This is a genomic window from Pseudomonas sp. fls2-241-TYG-175, from assembly GCF_030209155.1.
In the GTDB taxonomy this organism is placed as follows: Bacteria; Pseudomonadota; Gammaproteobacteria; order Pseudomonadales; family Pseudomonadaceae; genus Aquipseudomonas; species Aquipseudomonas viridiflava.
The window spans coordinates 44,854-59,858 of the sequence record NZ_JARVSO010000026.1 but is presented as its reverse complement, the minus strand read 5'-3'; the positions used below and the strand labels follow the sequence as shown (position 1 = coordinate 59,858).

Genomic DNA, 15,005 nt, shown 5'->3' with positions numbered 1-15,005 from the left:
GCCCAGCATGAACAAGACCGTGCGATTCAATTCGATCATTGCCTTCCCTCGTCGTCAGGGCGGCATGGTGCTGCTGGTGAGCCTGGTATTTCTGCTGCTGCTGACGCTACTGGGGATTTCTTCGATGCAGAACGCAACCCTGCAGGAAAAAATGGCCGGCAGCGTGGTGGTCCGCAATCAGTCTTTCCAGTTGGCAGAAAGCGCGCTACGCCTCGGTGAGTCTGCCATCAAGGCAGGGACTGTTTCACCGGCAGTCTGTTCGGGAGCCGCGTGTGCACCGCCTGCCGAGTCCACCACGGTAACCGCTGCCGGAGTGGGGGCTTCCGGTGTGACCTGGACTGCAGCGGCCGGAGGAGGGTTTTATGCCGTTCAAAATCTGGGGAACACGTTGACGCCGATAAAATGGCCGTCAAATTGCAGTTCCACCGTCGCGACGCTTTACCGGGTAACCGCAGTGGCCATCCAGAATGGCACCTCACGAACCGTGCTGGAGAGCATTTATGCCAACTGTTAAGGCGCTTCGTCATGCTCTGAAATATGTGTATGGCGTGCTGTTGACGCTTTACCTCGCGGCGCCGGTCTATGCATTCACTCCTTCACAGGTGCCACTGCTGAGCTCATCGGCGGTGCCGCCCAACCTGATGCTGCTCGTGGACAACTCAGGGAGCATGTACAACATTATCTGGGCATCCGGGTTTGATCCCAATGTCAATCGTCCTGATATCCAGTTTTACTCCACTCAGTGTGTGAGTGGCCTGATAACGGTTCCTTGCCCGTTCATAAGCACCATCTCGGGCGGGGAGACGCTGGCAGTAGGAGACATCAACGCGACGGGAGTGGCCGGGATTTCACTGTCATGCCTGTTCGGTGGGCGCACGATTTTTCGCAACGGCGTTCGATACTGCGTCGTGCTGCCCGATCCTGCCGGGAATGGCCTGACCCGTTATACCGCAGACTATCTGTCGTATTTGATTGATCTGGTCACGCCCGGGCTGTTCGATTTCGGTGTGCGAGACTACACCAATGGCATAATTCCCAATGATTTCCGCATGAACGTCGCGAAGACCGTGGCTACCAATCTGGTATCCAACAACCTCACGCTCAGGATCGGGCTGGCGACCTTCAACGAACCGAACAATTTCGATCTCGGTCCGGGTGGCAGGATTTCCAGACTGGTCACCGATCTGTCTCCGGTCACGGCTTCAACTTTTCAGCCAGCAGTCACTCAGGCGCAAGCCACTGCCAACGTCAACGCGCTCAAGCAGGCCATCGCCAACCTGACACCTTCCGCCAACACGCCGCTGGCGGAAACCTATTACGAAATCACCCGTTATTTCCGTGGTATGGCGCCCTTTTATCAGAATGCCGCCAACTACGTGAGCCCCATTCAATATCGCTGTCAGAAGAACTACGGCGTGGTGGTTACCGATGGTTTGCCGACCTATGACCGGACGTTCCCCACCAATGACCCGGAAGACGTCGCCGATACCACACGTTCATTGCCCAACTGGGACCTGAATGCGGCCAACGACGGAAATAATCTGTCGGGTGATGGAGAAGGGGACACGCTTTATCTGGATGACCTGGCCAAGTTTGCCTACGACATCGATCTGCGCCGTGATGTCTCCGCGCCGGGGGGCGATCTGACCGGGAAAAGCTGGGACACCGCAGGTTTCCCCAAACAAAACCTGAGCACCTACACCATCGGCTTCACAGCCAACAACCAGATGCTGATCGATGCCGCGAACGATACTCACGGTCGTGGCAAGTACTTCCAGGCCAATGACAGTTCGGGATTGAACACGGCCTTGAACCTTGCGCTGAGCGATATCTACGCGAAGGCAGGTTCTGGCGGTGGCGGTGCGGCGAACTCCGCGGCCTTGCAAACGGGCACGCGTTTTTTCCAGACGCTTTATGACCCTGCCGACTGGCACGGGACAATCAATGCGTTTGATCTCGATGCCCGTACGGGTGACCTGAGCACAGCGGTGTGGACCACTGACACAACGATAACGTCAGCTTCGACCGCTCCAACTTTCGAAACCTGGAACACCGCTGCAGCTACGACCACCGCTGCAAGGATTGCTCTTGATTTCAACGCGCTGTCTCAACCCCAGAAGGACGCTGTCACGGCCACATTGCCGACCGGCGTGACGGGTATCCAGCTGATCAACTGGGCGAAAGGCACCGCCAACTCGGCGTTGCGAACCCGTACCCGACTGCTGGGCGATTTGATCAATACGAATCTGGCTGTCGCACTTCCAACGGAAAAGACTTCAACCGATATGACGGGCAGCACGTCTTACAGCACTTATCTGACCACCAAGGCCAGCAACATGACGTACAGCCTGCTGGCAAATGCCAACGACGGCTTCCTAAATGTCATCGGTGCCGATAACGGCAGGCGAACCTATGCCTACATGCCTTCGACCGCCTTGACGTCGCTGGCCACCGTTGCGGCGATCAACTATGGCCTGGGTGCGCACAGGTTCACTGCTGATGGACAGATTTCCGTATTCGATACCCAGGCTGGCAGCAGCGCATCATGGCGCACTGTGGCTGTAAGCGGGTTGGGAGCGGGCGGCAAGGCGTTCTTCGCCATCAAATTGTTTGAAGGCACCGCCAACAACATCAGCGCATTGTGGGAGGTGAGGGCGCCGGCTGTGTCCACTCCGGCAAATGGTTTCAACAATCTTGGCTTCAGCTATTCCAAGCCCGAAGCGGCGCGGATGGCAGATGGAACGGGTATTGTTGTCGTTGGAAACGGCTACGGCAGCTTCACGGGGCGTGCCTCGCTCTTTGTGCTGAACGCCAACACCGGAGCACTCATCGCTGAGATCCCCACACCTGTGACAGGCAGTGAAACGGACAATGGGCTGTCTTCGGTCAGGCTGCGGGTCAATGCACAGAATGTCGTTCAGGCTGCCTATGCGGGTGATTTGAAAGGTCGTTTGTGGAAGTTTGATCTGAGCGGCGCATCTGCGAACAGCTGGAAGGTAGCGTTCAACGGCCAGCCTCTTTTCACTGCGCCACGCGGTGCCAATCAACCCATCACGGTTCAGCCTTTGATTCTGGATCACCCGCTGAACGGCAAGATCATCTACTTCGGCACCGGCAAGTTTCTCGAGACGGCGGACAAACAAACGACTGCGCTACAGGACTTCTATGCGATCTGGGACGCTGACACTGCGTCCGGCAACTACGTCGAAAGCAACCTGCAGGCTCAGGCCGTCACAGGTTCGGTCTCCGGAAGAGATGCGACCTATTTCACTTCGACCGCCAACGATGTTGACTGGGCGTCGAAAAAGGGATGGTTTCTGCCGTTGTCCACCATTGAGCCCTACATCGGCGAGCGCATCATTTATCCTGCCCAAAACAGCAGAGGACGGATCATTTTCACTACCGCTGCCGTCAACTCGTCGGACCCTTGCGAGAGCACGGGTACAGGGCGTTTGTTCGAACTGGATGCAGCGACCGGCAGTATGCTCAACTATCAAGTGCTGGACACCAATGGCGATCTGGACATAAACGAACTCGATACGCGCGTTTCGGGCCGTGCGGTAGGCAGCGGCATACCGGTCCTTGCATCCATTCTGACAGGAACCGTGAGTCCGGGAACCGACTCCAATGGCAATCCCAAGGTGCCGAATGACATAAAAATCCTGATCGACTCCAGCGGCAAAATTTTAAGGCTTGATGAACGAGGTAATCCAGTTCCAACCGCCTTCCAACGCATCATGTGGCGACAAATCCAATAAGGAAGCTGACCATGAGAGCAATATCCAAGGGCTTTACGCTGATCGAACTCATGATCGTCGTGGCGATTGTCGGTATCCTTGCGGCGGTGGCTTACCCCAGTTACACCGAGTACGTGAGACGCACCCATCGCGCCGAAATTGCCAGCCTGCTGTCCGAGCAGACCCAGGCCCTGGAGCGCTTTTATTCCCGCAGCGGTACTTACGTAGGGGCTACGGGCCTGAGCACGGGAAACACGTATTACGGTATTGTCCTTACGCCGAACGCCTCCGACTTCACGTTGACGGCGACGCCCAACGGCAATGCGATGATGAACGGCGACAAGTGCGGCAGTTTCGTCATCAAGAATACGGGCGAGTACAGCAACACCGGCGCGTCCAGCGGTGTGACGAAGAAAGACTGCTGGGGCCGATAACCCTTTTCAACTTGCCCAGAGAGCAAAATGCCCAAGCAACACGTAGTGATCGTCGGCGGTGGTGTGATCGGTTTGTTGACGGCCTTCAATCTGGCATCGGCGCACATGAGCGTTGTGCTGCTGGACAGGTCAGGCGTAGGGCTTGAGTCCTCGTGGGCGGGCGGGGGGATCGTCTCTCCGTTGTACCCCTGGCGCTACAGCCCGGCAGTGACCGCGCTGGCGCACTGGTCTCAGGATTTCTATCCGCATCTGGGCGAACGGCTTTTCAAGCAGACGGGTCTTGATCCGGAAGTCCATACCACCGGTTTGTACTGGCTGGACCTGGATGACGAACAGCAGGCGCTCGACTGGGCGGTACGGGAAAACCGGCCGCTGAGCAGCGTTGATATCTCAGCGGTGCATGATGCAGTGCCGGTGCTCGGGCAGGGTTACTTGCGCGCCATCCATATGGCTGACGTGGCCAATGTGCGTAACCCCAGACTGGTCAAATCCCTCAAGGCTGCCTTGCTGGCGATGCCGAATGTCGAGATTCGCGAGCAGTGCGAGGTCACTGGCTTCCTGCGTCGCAGCGATAGAATCGAAGGCGTGAAGACGACGTCGGGCGATGTGCTCGCTGACCGGGTGATTCTCGCTGCTGGAGCCTGGAGCGGTGAGCTGCTGAAATACCTGGGCCTGGAGCTGCCAGTCGAGCCCGTCAAAGGCCAGATGATCCTCTACAAGTGCGCGTCGGATTTCCTGCCCAGCATGGTGTTGGCGAAAGGGCGATACGCGATTCCCCGGCGTGATGGGCATATCTTGATTGGCAGCACGCTGGAGCACGCAGGTTTCGACAAGACCACGACTGAGGTGGCGCTTGAAAGCCTCAAAGCCTCGGCTGTCGAGCTGATTCCGGCATTGGCGGACGCCGAGCCAGTTGCTCAGTGGGCGGGATTGCGTCCGGGTTCGCCGAAAGGCATTCCATTCATTGGCCCCTTGCCCGGCTTCGAAGGTCTGTGGCTCAACTGCGGTCATTACCGCAACGGCCTGGTGCTGGCGCCTGCGTCGTGCCAGTTGCTCGCTGATTTATTACTGGAGCATGAGCCGATCATTGATCCGGCGCCGTATGCACCGCAAGGGCGTATGACGCCCGCCCGGACATGAGCTGCGCTTTCGTCGCTAAAATATAGCTTGCTGGATAGACGCGGTTTTTGTGGGAGGCGGCTTGCCGGCGAAGCGGTTTTCCAGACGCCATATGGGTGACTGAGCTGACGCCATCGCCGACAAGCCGCCTCTTATCAAACAACCTGTAAGCCACTGAATAAACGCGGTTTTGTGGGAGCGGACTTGTCCGCGAAAAGGCCGGTACATCCGACGCATATGCAGTGGCTGAAATACTGCTTTCGCGGACAAGTCCGCTCCCACAATCGGTATTCGCAGCGACACAGCACTGTGTCAGAGGCCAATGAACGCTTGTGCCTTCCCGCTCAATCCAGCCCCAGCTTCTTCAACCGATAACGCATCGACCTGAATGACAGGCTCAGTCGCTGGGCTGCTGCTGTGCGGTTCCAGCGGGTTTCTTCCAGGGCTTGCAGAATCAGTTTGCGCTCGATGCCTTCCAGGTAATCTTCCAGATTGTCGATGTCGGCCAGGTTCGGGCCGTCGCTTTCCTGTGGTCTTGCAGACTCGGTCAGGCGCAGGTCGGACGCATGGATTTCGTCGTTCTCGCACAACGTGTAGGCGCGCTCCAGCATGTTCTCCAGCTCACGAACGTTGCCGGGAAAACGATAGTTTTTCAGCGTATCCAGTGCCTGGGCGTCGAGTCTGGCGGCGGGCAGCCCGCTGTTGGTCGCCAGACGCTGCAGGACGATGGCGGCCAGTTGGTCGATGTCTTCACGACGCTCACGCAGCGACGGTACGCGCAACTCGATGACGTTCAATCGGTAATACAGATCCTGCCGGAAGCGTCCTGCGGCCACCTCCACGTTCAGGTCCTTGTGGGTCGCACAGAGAATCCGTACATCCACCACCTGTTCCTGCTGGCCGCCGACGCTGCGGATGGACTTTTCCTGTATCGCGCGCAGCAGTTTGACCTGCATGGCCAGCGGCAGATCGGCCACCTCGTCCAGAAACAGCGTGCCGTTCTGCGCCGCCTGGAACAGCCCCGGCTTGTCTTCATGGGCACCGGTGAAGCTGCCTTTGCGATGCCCGAAGAATTCGCTTTCCATCAGGTCGGAAGGAATGGCGCCGCAGTTGACCGGCACGAAGGGTTTCTCTGCGCGCGGGCCTTGTTCGTGAATCAACCTGGCCACCAGCTCCTTGCCGCTGCCGGACTCGCCGCTGATGTAAACGGGGGCCTGACTGCGCGCCAGTTTGGCGATCTGGCCGCGCAGTATGCGCATGGGCGGCGAATCGCCCAGCAGGCGGTTGTCCAGAGCGCGCATAGGCTGCACGACGGGCGTGAGGCGCAGCGCGCTGTTGACCAGCTCGCGCAGGCGACCGAGGTCCACCGGCTTGGTCAGGAAGTCGAACGCACCGGCCTTGAGCGCGTGGATAGCGGTGTCCAGACTGCCATGCGCGGTGATCATCGCCACCGGGACGTGAGCGAAGTTTTGCTGGATATGCTGCACCAGATCCAGGCCGTTGCCATCCGGCAGGCGCATGTCCGTCAGGCACAGGTCGAAGGCTTCGCGAGCCAGACACTGACGTGCCTCGGCGACGTTGCAGGCGCTGCGGGTGTCGAGCTTCATCCGGCCCAGAGTGATCTCCAGGAGTTCGCGAATGTCCGGCTCATCGTCGACGATCAGGATCTTTTGCCGTGGGGTCATGTTCAGCTCGGTTTGAACGGGTGGGCGAAGGTAATCCGCATGCAACTGCCGCCACCTTCCCGAGGGGCGTAGTCCAGGTGGGCCTGATTGCTTTCGCATAACTCGCGCGACAGGTAGAGGCCAAGGCCCGTCCCTTTGCTTTCGGTGGTGAAGAACGGTTCGAACAATCTGCTCAGGTGCTTCTCGCTGACGCCGGGGCCGTCATCCAGAACCTCCAGCGTCGGCAGATCGCTTTTGTGATCGTGATACAGCCTCAGCAGCACCTGTGCGGTGGAGTGGCCCTGACGACTGTAGCGCAGGCCGTTCTGCAGCAGGTTGGTGACCACCTGATTCAACTGCTCGGGGTCCATGCGCGTGGTCAGCATGCCGACACCGATTTCGGTCTCGACCCGCTGGTCAGGCAGGGCGGTGCTGCGAAACTCCGCCACGAAGTTCTCCAGCCAGTTTTTCAGGTCAAGCAGTTCGCGCTGGGCTTCGCGTCGTCTGGACAGTTGCAGCACGTTCTCGATAACCAGATTGATCCGCCGTGACTGGTCATGAATGATCTGCCCCAGACGACGGTCCGGTGCTGTCAATTTTTCCGACTCGTTCAGCAATTGCGCTGCATGGCTGACCGCGCCGAGCGGGTTGCGGATTTCATGAGCGATGCCGGCGGTCAGGCGGCCCAGTGCGGCAAGCTTGAGCTGCTGTGCCTGATGGGCGACCTGCGACAGGTCTTCCAGGAAAATCAGGGTCTGCAACTGATCGCCTCGGTTGACCGCCGCAAAGCTGGGTTGCAGCTCTGGCCCGATGGCAGAAGTCGAGAGACTGCGTGGCACCATGACCGGGTTGATCAGCCAGTGGCGCAGGCGATCCACCAACTGCGGGCAGTAATGGTCGATCACTTCGCCGACCAGTTGCTCATGCCCCAGCAGGTTCAGCGCGCCCTGATTGGCCAGCAGCACCTGACGGCGCGCATCCAGTACCAGAATGCCGGTGCGCATGCGTTGCAGAATCAGCGCATTAAGTTCTTCAAGGTTATCGACATCGGCAGCCCGCTGCTTGGCCAGCACTTCGCTGTTCAGCATGCGCGCCGTGAGTGCCTGCACCAGCATGGCGGCAGCGAAGCACATGGCGCCCAGCAACCCAGCCTGCACGTAGTCGCTGGAAACCGATGGCGTCCCGAGGCTGATGTAGAAGGTCAGGTAGATGATGCCGATGGCCGAGACGGCCGCGATCAGCAGCCCGATGCGGCCACGCAACAGCACATTACTGATCGCGACCGAGGCGATCAGCAGGTTGCCTATACCGCTCGAAGGACCTCCGGCCGCGTAGAAAAGGCCAGACAGCATGATCGCGTCTGCCAGCGCCAGGCTGAAAAGGTGAGACTGGCGGCTCGGCCGCTCCAGCAGCACCACCACCAGGATATTGGACACCAGGTACAGCCAGCAGCCTGCGCGAAACAGGTTCGGGTTGGCCATCTGCAACAGTTCGGTGTCCAGGCTGCTGGAAATCAGCGAAACCAGCAGGACACCGATGACGAGGCGATAAAGGTGATAAAGCCGCAGGATCCGTTGCGCTTGGGCACTGCCGAGCGAAAGAGGCTCAGCGGTCACGTGCCGCCGGGCCTTCTAGCCTGTGCGCCTCGCTGCAGTACCATTGTTGTTCCTGGCTCAATGCACGGTCACGAGGAAGGTGAACGCCGCACTGGGCGCAACGCACCATGGGCGCTGCGGTGGTGTCGGGCGGTGCCGGACGTGATTTTGGTTTCGGGGGATTGAGCAGCCGCTTGATGAACCAGACCACCACCGCGATCAACGCGGCCCACATTAATAACCGAAGCATGACTACCAGCTTAGTGAGTTGAGTCTGCGCAGTGTAGCCAAGGAGCAGGCGGGCGGACAGAGGCGAATGCGCATAAAAAAAGAGGCCTTGCAAAGGCCTCTTTTTTCGAGAGTCGTGTTCGAATCAGTCGAACAGACCCAGTGTCATGTAGCTGAACCAGGAACGGCTCTTGGTGCCTTTCTCTTCGGCTTCTTTCTCGGCCTGCTCATCCAGCTCTGCCTGGTTTTCCGGCAGCAGCTCTTTCGGGATGGCGTCCTTGGCTTCCTGATACTGCTTCTTGATGTCCTGATCGGCACGGGTTTCACCCGGTGGCAGCGGCGCACTGCCGCTGATCAGGCCCAGCGTCGCCTTGGACAGCCACGAACGGTTGTCCGCTTCGGCCTGACGAGGGGTGAACTCGCCGTTGTCCAGCTGCGGATGGTTCGGGTAGTTGGTTTTCAGGACTTCGAGGCTGGTCGCTGCCAGATCATCGAGGTGCAGACGCTGGTACGACTCGACCATGACGGCCAGGCCATCACCGACGGACGGCGTTTCCTGAAAGTTTTCGACCACATAACGACCGCGGTTGGCGGCGGCGACGTAGGCCTGACGGGTCAGGTAATAGTCAGCCACGTGAATTTCGTACGAAGCCAGCAGGTTGCGCAGGTAGATCATGCGCTGCTTGGCGTCGGGCGAATAACGGCTGTTCGGGAAACGGCTGGTCAGTTGCGCGAACTCGTTGAACGAGTCACGGGCAGCGCCCGGGTCACGCTTGGTCTGGTCCAGCGGCAGGAAGCGCGCCAGCAGGCCGACGTCCTGGTCGAACGAGGTCAGGCCTTTCATGTAGTAGGCGTAATCGACGTTCGGATGCTGCGGATGCAGACGAATGAAGCGCTCGGCGGCAGATTTCGCTGCTTCCGGTTCTCCGTTCTTGTAGTTGGAGTAGATCAGCTCAAGCTGGGCCTGGTCGGCGTAGCGACCGAACGGATAGCGAGATTCCAGCGCCTTGAGCTTCTCAGTGGCACTGTTATAGCTGTTATTGCCCAGGTCGGCCTGCGCCTGCTGGTACAGCTCGACTTCGCTGAGGTTTTCGTCGATGACTTCCTTCGACGAACAGGCCGCAGTCAATGCGAGGATGGCGATCAGCAGCAGGTGTTTCACTTGCATGGCGGCTTGCGTCCCTATAACGGCCTGCTGTCTTGGGCGGGGCCGTCCTGTTATGATGAGCGCCCCGCGATACCGGCGGGACAAAAGACGCCGTATTTAACCACAAGCGCGCTGCCGAAACCAAAGGCTAGCCGCCACCTAGTCTGGTCATGTCCGAAAATATAGAACTCCGCGCAGAGGTGCCGTCCGAATTGGGCGGTCAACGCCTCGATCAAGTCGCCGCACAATTATTCGCTGAGCACTCGCGCTCGCGCCTTTCCGCCTGGATCAAGGACGGCCGCCTGACTGTGGACGGTGGCGTTCTGCGCCCGCGTGACATCGTGCATGGTGGTGCCATTCTTGAACTGATTGCCGAGCAGGAGGCCCAGGGTGAATGGGTCGCTCAGGACATCGAGCTGGATATCGTCTACGAAGACGACCAGATCCTGGTCATCAACAAGCCTGCGGGCCTGGTGGTGCACCCGGCTGCCGGTCACGCCGACGGCACGCTGCTCAATGCCCTGCTGCACCACGTGCCGGACATCATCAATGTTCCGCGCGCCGGCATCGTGCACCGTCTGGACAAGGACACCACCGGTCTGATGGTGGTCGCCAAGACGATTCAGGCGCAGACCCAACTGGTCACCCAGTTGCAGAGTCGCAGCGTGAGCCGTATTTATGAATGCATCGTGATCGGTGTTGTGACCGCAGGCGGCAAGATCGACGCGCCGATCGGCCGTCACGGCCAGCAGCGTCAACGCATGGCGGTGATGGAAGGCGGCAAGCAGGCGGTGAGTCATTACCGTGTGCTGGAGCGCTTCCGTTCGCACACCCATGTGCGGGTCAAGCTGGAGACCGGCCGTACGCACCAGATTCGCGTGCACATGGCGCACATCAACTACCCGCTGGTCGGCGACCCTGCCTATGGTGGTCGTTTCCGCATTCCGCCTGCTGCCAGCCTGACCATGGTCGATTCGCTCAAGACCTTCCCGCGTCAGGCATTGCATGCGCGCTTCCTGGAGCTGGATCACCCGATCACTGGCAAGCGCATGAGCTGGGAATCGCCACTGCCTGACGACTTCGTCTGGCTGCTGTCGCTGCTCAAACAGGACCGCGAGGCGTTCATCGGGTGAATGACTGGCTGATACCTGACTGGCCCGCGCCAGCCCAGATCAAGTCTTGCGTCACCACCCGCTCGGGCGGGGCCAGTCAGGCTCCGTTCGATACCTTCAATCTCGGCGATCACGTTGACGACAGCCCACAGGCCGTTGCCAGCAATCGTTCTGCTCTGACCTCTACCCTCAACGTCCAGCCCGCCTGGTTACGCCAGGTGCATGGTGTGGTCGTTGCGCATGCGGATCCTTCGTGCGTCATGGAAGCCGATGCCAGCTGGACGGACACGCCCGGCGTCGCCTGCACCATCATGACCGCCGATTGCCTGCCTGCCTTGTTCTGTCGGCGTGACGGCACCCGGGTTGCTGCCGCGCATGCGGGTTGGCGTGGTCTGGCGGCAGGCGTGGTGGAAGCGACTGCCGACAGCCTGCAGGTTGCGCCTGAGGACGTGATGGTCTGGCTTGGCCCTGCAATCGGTCAGCCTTCGTTCGAAGTCGGTCCGGAGGTTCGCGAAGCCTTCGTCAGTCAGCATCCTGAAACCTCCGAAGCGTTCATCGCCAGTGCCAAAGCCGGTCGATTCATGGCCGACATTTATACGCTGGCGCGCCTGCGGCTGGCGGCGCATGGCATCTCTTCTGTTTATGGTGGCGGGTTCGATACCTTCACCGATTCGCGCTTCTTCTCCTATCGCCGTGCAGCCCGTACCGGCCGATTTGCCTCGCTGATCTGGATCGATCACGCCTGACACTGCTCTTTTGCGCAAGCCAGCTAGGCTTGCCTGAGCGTGAGGCTGATCCACATCAATCGAGTCAGTCTTGAAACACGCAGAATTGCCCGCATCTATTGCGCATCCATAAGTGTTTCAGCAGGTTTTCGTCACAGGTGTGTTCATTGCTCCGGCCTGCTCTAAAGGAAGGTGACTATGCGTATCGACAGATTGACCAGCAAATTACAGTTAGCGTTATCAGATTCACAATCGCTGGCAGTGGGCCTCGACCACCCAGCCATTGAGCCTGCGCATTTGATGCAGGCATTGCTTGAACAACAGGGCGGCTCGATCAAGCCTCTGCTGCTGCAGGTAGGTTTCGACGTGAACAGCCTGCGCAAGGAATTGAGCAAAGAGCTCGATCAACTGCCAAAAATCCAGAACCCGACCGGCGACGTCAACATGTCGCAGGAACTGGCGCGCCTGCTCAATCAGGCTGATCGCCTGGCTCAGCAGAAGGGTGATCAGTTCATTTCCAGTGAGTTGGTGCTGCTCGCCGCCATGGACGAGAACAGCAAGCTCGGCAAGTTGCTGCTGGGGCAGGGCGTCAGCAAGAAGGCGCTGGAAAATGCCATCAACAACCTGCGTGGCGGCGGGGCGGTCAACGACCCCAACGTCGAAGAGTCACGTCAGGCGCTGGACAAGTACACCGTTGACCTGACCAAGCGCGCCGAAGAAGGCAAGCTCGACCCAGTGATTGGCCGTGACGACGAGATCCGCCGCACGATTCAGGTTCTGCAACGCCGCACCAAGAACAACCCCGTGTTGATCGGCGAACCCGGCGTGGGCAAGACCGCCATTGCCGAAGGTCTGGCGCAACGCATCATCAACGGCGAAGTGCCTGATGGCCTGCGCGGCAAGCGTCTGCTGTCGCTGGACATGGGCGCGCTGATTGCGGGTGCCAAGTACCGTGGTGAGTTCGAAGAGCGCCTGAAGTCGCTGCTCAACGAGCTGTCCAAGCAGGAAGGCCAGATCATCCTGTTCATCGACGAACTGCACACCATGGTCGGCGCCGGCAAGGGCGAAGGTTCGATGGACGCGGGCAACATGCTCAAACCGGCGTTGGCGCGCGGCGAGCTGCATTGCGTGGGTGCGACCACGCTCAACGAGTATCGCCAATATATAGAGAAGGATGCAGCGCTTGAGCGACGCTTCCAGAAAGTGCTGGTGGACGAGCCGAGCGAAGAAGACACCATCGCGATTCTGCGTGGCCTGAAAGAGCGCTACGAAGTCCACCACAAGGTCGCTATCACCGATGGTGCGATCATCGCGGCGGCGAAGCTGAGCCATCGCTACATCACGGATCGTCAGCTGCCCGACAAGGCGATTGACCTGATCGACGAAGCCGCCAGCCGCATTCGGATGGAAATCGACTCCAAGCCGGAAGTGCTCGACCGTCTTGAGCGTCGCCTGATCCAGCTGAAAGTGGAAGCCCAGGCGCTCAAGAAAGAGAAGGACGAGGCGGCCATCAAGCGTCTGGACAAGCTTCAGGACGATATCCAGCGCCTGGAGCTGGAATATGCGGATCTGGAGGAAATCTGGACGTCTGAAAAAGCCGAAGTGACCGGCTCGGCGCAGATCCAGCAGAAAATCGAGCAGTCGCGTCAGGAGCTTGAAGCGGCACGCCGTCGTGGCGACCTGAACCGCATGGCTGAATTGCAGTACGGGATCATCCCGGACCTGGAACGCAGCCTGCAGATGGTCGATCAGCACGGTAAACCGGAGAACCAGTTGCTGCGCAGCAAAGTGACCGAGGAAGAAATCGCCGAAGTCGTGTCCAAGTGGACCGGTATCCCGGTTTCCAAGATGCTGGAAGGCGAGCGCGAAAAACTGTTGAAGATGGAAACCCTGTTGCACAACCGGGTGATCGGTCAGGAAGAGGCCGTGGTCGCTGTGTCGAACGCCGTGCGCCGTTCGCGTGCGGGCTTGTCCGACCCGAACCGTCCAAGCGGTTCGTTTATGTTCCTCGGCCCGACCGGCGTGGGCAAGACCGAACTGTGCAAGGCGCTGGCCGAGTTCCTGTTCGACACCGAAGAGGCCATGGTGCGGATCGACATGTCCGAGTTCATGGAGAAGCATTCTGTGGCGCGGCTCATCGGTGCGCCACCGGGTTATGTCGGTTACGAGGAAGGCGGTTACCTGACCGAGGCCGTACGTCGCAAACCGTATTCGGTGATCCTGCTCGACGAGGTCGAGAAGGCGCACTCGGATGTGTTCAACATTCTGTTGCAGGTGCTGGAAGACGGCCGTCTGACCGACAGCCATGGCCGTACGGTGGATTTCCGCAATACCGTGATCGTCATGACCTCCAACCTGGGCTCGGCGCAGATCCAGGAACTGGTGGGGGATCGCGAGGCGCAGCGTGCAGCCGTGATGGATGCCGTCAGTACGCATTTCCGGCCGGAGTTCATCAACCGGATCGACGAAGTGGTGATCTTCGAGCCGTTGGCGCGTGATCAGATTGCCGGTATCACCGACATCCAGCTGGATCGCCTGCGCAAGCGTCTGACCGAGCGCGAGCTTTCTCTGACGCTGAGCCCTGAGGCGCTGGACAAGCTGATTGCCGTTGGCTACGACCCGGTCTATGGCGCACGCCCACTGAAGCGTGCGATTCAGCGCTGGATCGAAAACCCGCTGGCGCAGCTCATCCTGTCGGGCAGCTTCGTGCCCGGCACCGGCATCACTGGTCGGGTAGTCGACGACGAGATCGTGTTTGCCTGATCAGGCCTGTTGCCTTATAAAGGAGGGCTCCCCGAGTGGGAGCCCTTTTTGTTGAGGGTGATGTGCGCAGCAAAATCAGCCCTGAAAGGCGATCTGAAAAAAAATCGCAAATCATTGTCTTAAAAAGCAATTTAGAGGGTTGACAGGTGTTTTTAAAATTGTAGAATAGCGCGCCTCAGAGACGTGAACGCAACGATACAAACGAAGCGCAAACGTCATTGAGATTGAAATCAAAGAGTTAACAGCGATGTGATTTCAATGCGGCAAGTGGTAACGTTGAATCTGAAATCGATAGTTCCGCGATAGCTCAGTTGGTAGAGCAAGTGACTGTTAATCACTGGGTCCCTGGTTCGAGTCCAGGTCGTGGAGCCAGATTTCGCAAGGTTCAATGATGTTTCAGTCGGGGTATAGCGCAGTCCGGTAGCGCGCCTGCTTTGGGAGCAGGATGTCAGGAGTTCGAATCCCCTTACCCCGACCATAT

General features: G+C 59.1%; 11 protein-coding genes and 2 tRNA genes. 9 read left to right on the top strand and 4 right to left on the bottom strand.

What is annotated here, in order from left to right:
- Positions 1-7: 7 nt before the first annotated feature.
- Genes QRN20_RS18770 through thiO form a run of 4 tightly spaced genes read left to right on the top strand, consistent with a single transcriptional unit; the run spans position 8 to position 5,311 of the window.
- Positions 8-514 (top strand): pilus assembly PilX family protein, encoded by a 507-nt coding sequence (locus tag QRN20_RS18770; protein WP_088234565.1) that lies wholly within the window; start codon positions 8-10, stop codon positions 512-514.
- Positions 501-3,758: a pilus assembly protein gene (locus QRN20_RS18765; RefSeq protein ID WP_122413746.1), complete on the top strand. Its 3,258-nt coding sequence runs from the start codon at positions 501-503 to the stop codon at positions 3,756-3,758. The genes QRN20_RS18770 and QRN20_RS18765 overlap by 14 nt, the downstream gene beginning before the upstream one ends.
- Before the next feature lie 11 nt (positions 3,759-3,769).
- Complete coding sequence (locus tag QRN20_RS18760) at positions 3,770-4,171, top strand: type IV pilin protein (RefSeq protein ID WP_122413747.1); 402 nt, start codon at positions 3,770-3,772, stop codon at positions 4,169-4,171.
- Positions 4,172-4,198: 27 nt separating this feature from the next.
- The gene (gene thiO, locus QRN20_RS18755; RefSeq protein ID WP_122417605.1) at positions 4,199-5,311 is read left to right on the top strand and encodes a glycine oxidase ThiO; all 1,113 of its coding nucleotides are present in this window, start codon (positions 4,199-4,201) and stop codon (positions 5,309-5,311) included.
- Positions 5,312-5,634: 323 nt separating this feature from the next.
- Here thiO and QRN20_RS18750 read toward each other — a convergent pair whose 3' ends face one another.
- The 4 genes from QRN20_RS18750 to QRN20_RS18735 form a co-directional block, all read right to left on the bottom strand.
- The gene (locus tag QRN20_RS18750; RefSeq protein ID WP_122413750.1) at positions 5,635-6,975 is read right to left on the bottom strand and encodes a sigma-54-dependent transcriptional regulator; all 1,341 of its coding nucleotides are present in this window, start codon (positions 6,973-6,975) and stop codon (positions 5,635-5,637) included.
- Between the two features lie 2 nt (positions 6,976-6,977).
- Positions 6,978-8,570 carry a sensor histidine kinase gene (locus QRN20_RS18745; protein ID WP_122413751.1) on the bottom strand — a complete coding sequence of 531 codons (1,593 nt, stop codon included), beginning with the start codon at positions 8,568-8,570 and terminating at the stop codon, positions 6,978-6,980.
- Complete coding sequence (locus tag QRN20_RS18740) at positions 8,560-8,799, bottom strand: PP0621 family protein (protein WP_080665289.1); 240 nt, start codon at positions 8,797-8,799, stop codon at positions 8,560-8,562. The genes QRN20_RS18745 and QRN20_RS18740 overlap by 11 nt, the downstream gene beginning before the upstream one ends.
- A gap of 123 nt (positions 8,800-8,922) precedes the next feature.
- Entirely contained in the window at positions 8,923-9,945 is a 1,023-nt protein-coding gene (locus QRN20_RS18735) for an outer membrane protein assembly factor BamD (RefSeq protein WP_004884073.1), read from the bottom strand.
- Between the two features lie 149 nt (positions 9,946-10,094).
- Between QRN20_RS18735 and rluD the strand changes: the two genes are divergently transcribed.
- The 5 genes from rluD to QRN20_RS18710 all read left to right on the top strand — a co-directional run bounded on the left by rluD (position 10,095) and on the right by QRN20_RS18710 (position 15,002).
- Positions 10,095-11,057: a 23S rRNA pseudouridine(1911/1915/1917) synthase RluD gene (rluD, locus tag QRN20_RS18730; protein ID WP_004884074.1), complete on the top strand. Its 963-nt coding sequence runs from the start codon at positions 10,095-10,097 to the stop codon at positions 11,055-11,057.
- Entirely contained in the window at positions 11,054-11,782 is a 729-nt protein-coding gene (gene pgeF, locus QRN20_RS18725; RefSeq protein WP_285360980.1) for a peptidoglycan editing factor PgeF, read from the top strand. Before rluD ends, pgeF begins: the two co-directional genes overlap by 4 nt.
- A gap of 177 nt (positions 11,783-11,959) precedes the next feature.
- Positions 11,960-14,524, top strand: coding sequence for an ATP-dependent chaperone ClpB (clpB, locus tag QRN20_RS18720; protein ID WP_004884076.1), 2,565 nt, complete (start codon positions 11,960-11,962; stop codon positions 14,522-14,524).
- 296 nt (positions 14,525-14,820) lie between these two features.
- Positions 14,821-14,896 (top strand) — tRNA-Asn (locus tag QRN20_RS18715).
- Between the two features lie 29 nt (positions 14,897-14,925).
- Positions 14,926-15,002 (top strand) — tRNA-Pro (locus QRN20_RS18710).
- The last annotated feature ends 3 nt before the right edge of the window (positions 15,003-15,005 follow it).

What these genes read in the sequence shown, in the direction of transcription:
- QRN20_RS18770 (WP_088234565.1), top strand. Translation starts at nt 8, where the DNA reads ATGAACAAGACCGTGCGATTCAATTCGATCATTGCCTTCCCTCGTCGT.
- QRN20_RS18765 (WP_122413746.1), top strand. Translation starts at nt 501, where the DNA reads ATGCCAACTGTTAAGGCGCTTCGTCATGCTCTGAAATATGTGTATGGC.
- QRN20_RS18760 (WP_122413747.1), top strand. Translation starts at nt 3,770, where the DNA reads ATGAGAGCAATATCCAAGGGCTTTACGCTGATCGAACTCATGATCGTC.
- thiO (WP_122417605.1), top strand. Translation starts at nt 4,199, where the DNA reads ATGCCCAAGCAACACGTAGTGATCGTCGGCGGTGGTGTGATCGGTTTG.
- QRN20_RS18750 (WP_122413750.1), bottom strand. Translation starts at nt 6,975, where the DNA reads ATGACCCCACGGCAAAAGATCCTGATCGTCGACGATGAGCCGGACATT.
- QRN20_RS18740 (WP_080665289.1), bottom strand. Translation starts at nt 8,799, where the DNA reads ATGCTTCGGTTATTAATGTGGGCCGCGTTGATCGCGGTGGTGGTCTGG.
- QRN20_RS18735 (WP_004884073.1), bottom strand. Translation starts at nt 9,945, where the DNA reads ATGCAAGTGAAACACCTGCTGCTGATCGCCATCCTCGCATTGACTGCG.
- rluD (WP_004884074.1), top strand. Translation starts at nt 10,095, where the DNA reads ATGTCCGAAAATATAGAACTCCGCGCAGAGGTGCCGTCCGAATTGGGC.
- clpB (WP_004884076.1), top strand. Translation starts at nt 11,960, where the DNA reads ATGCGTATCGACAGATTGACCAGCAAATTACAGTTAGCGTTATCAGAT.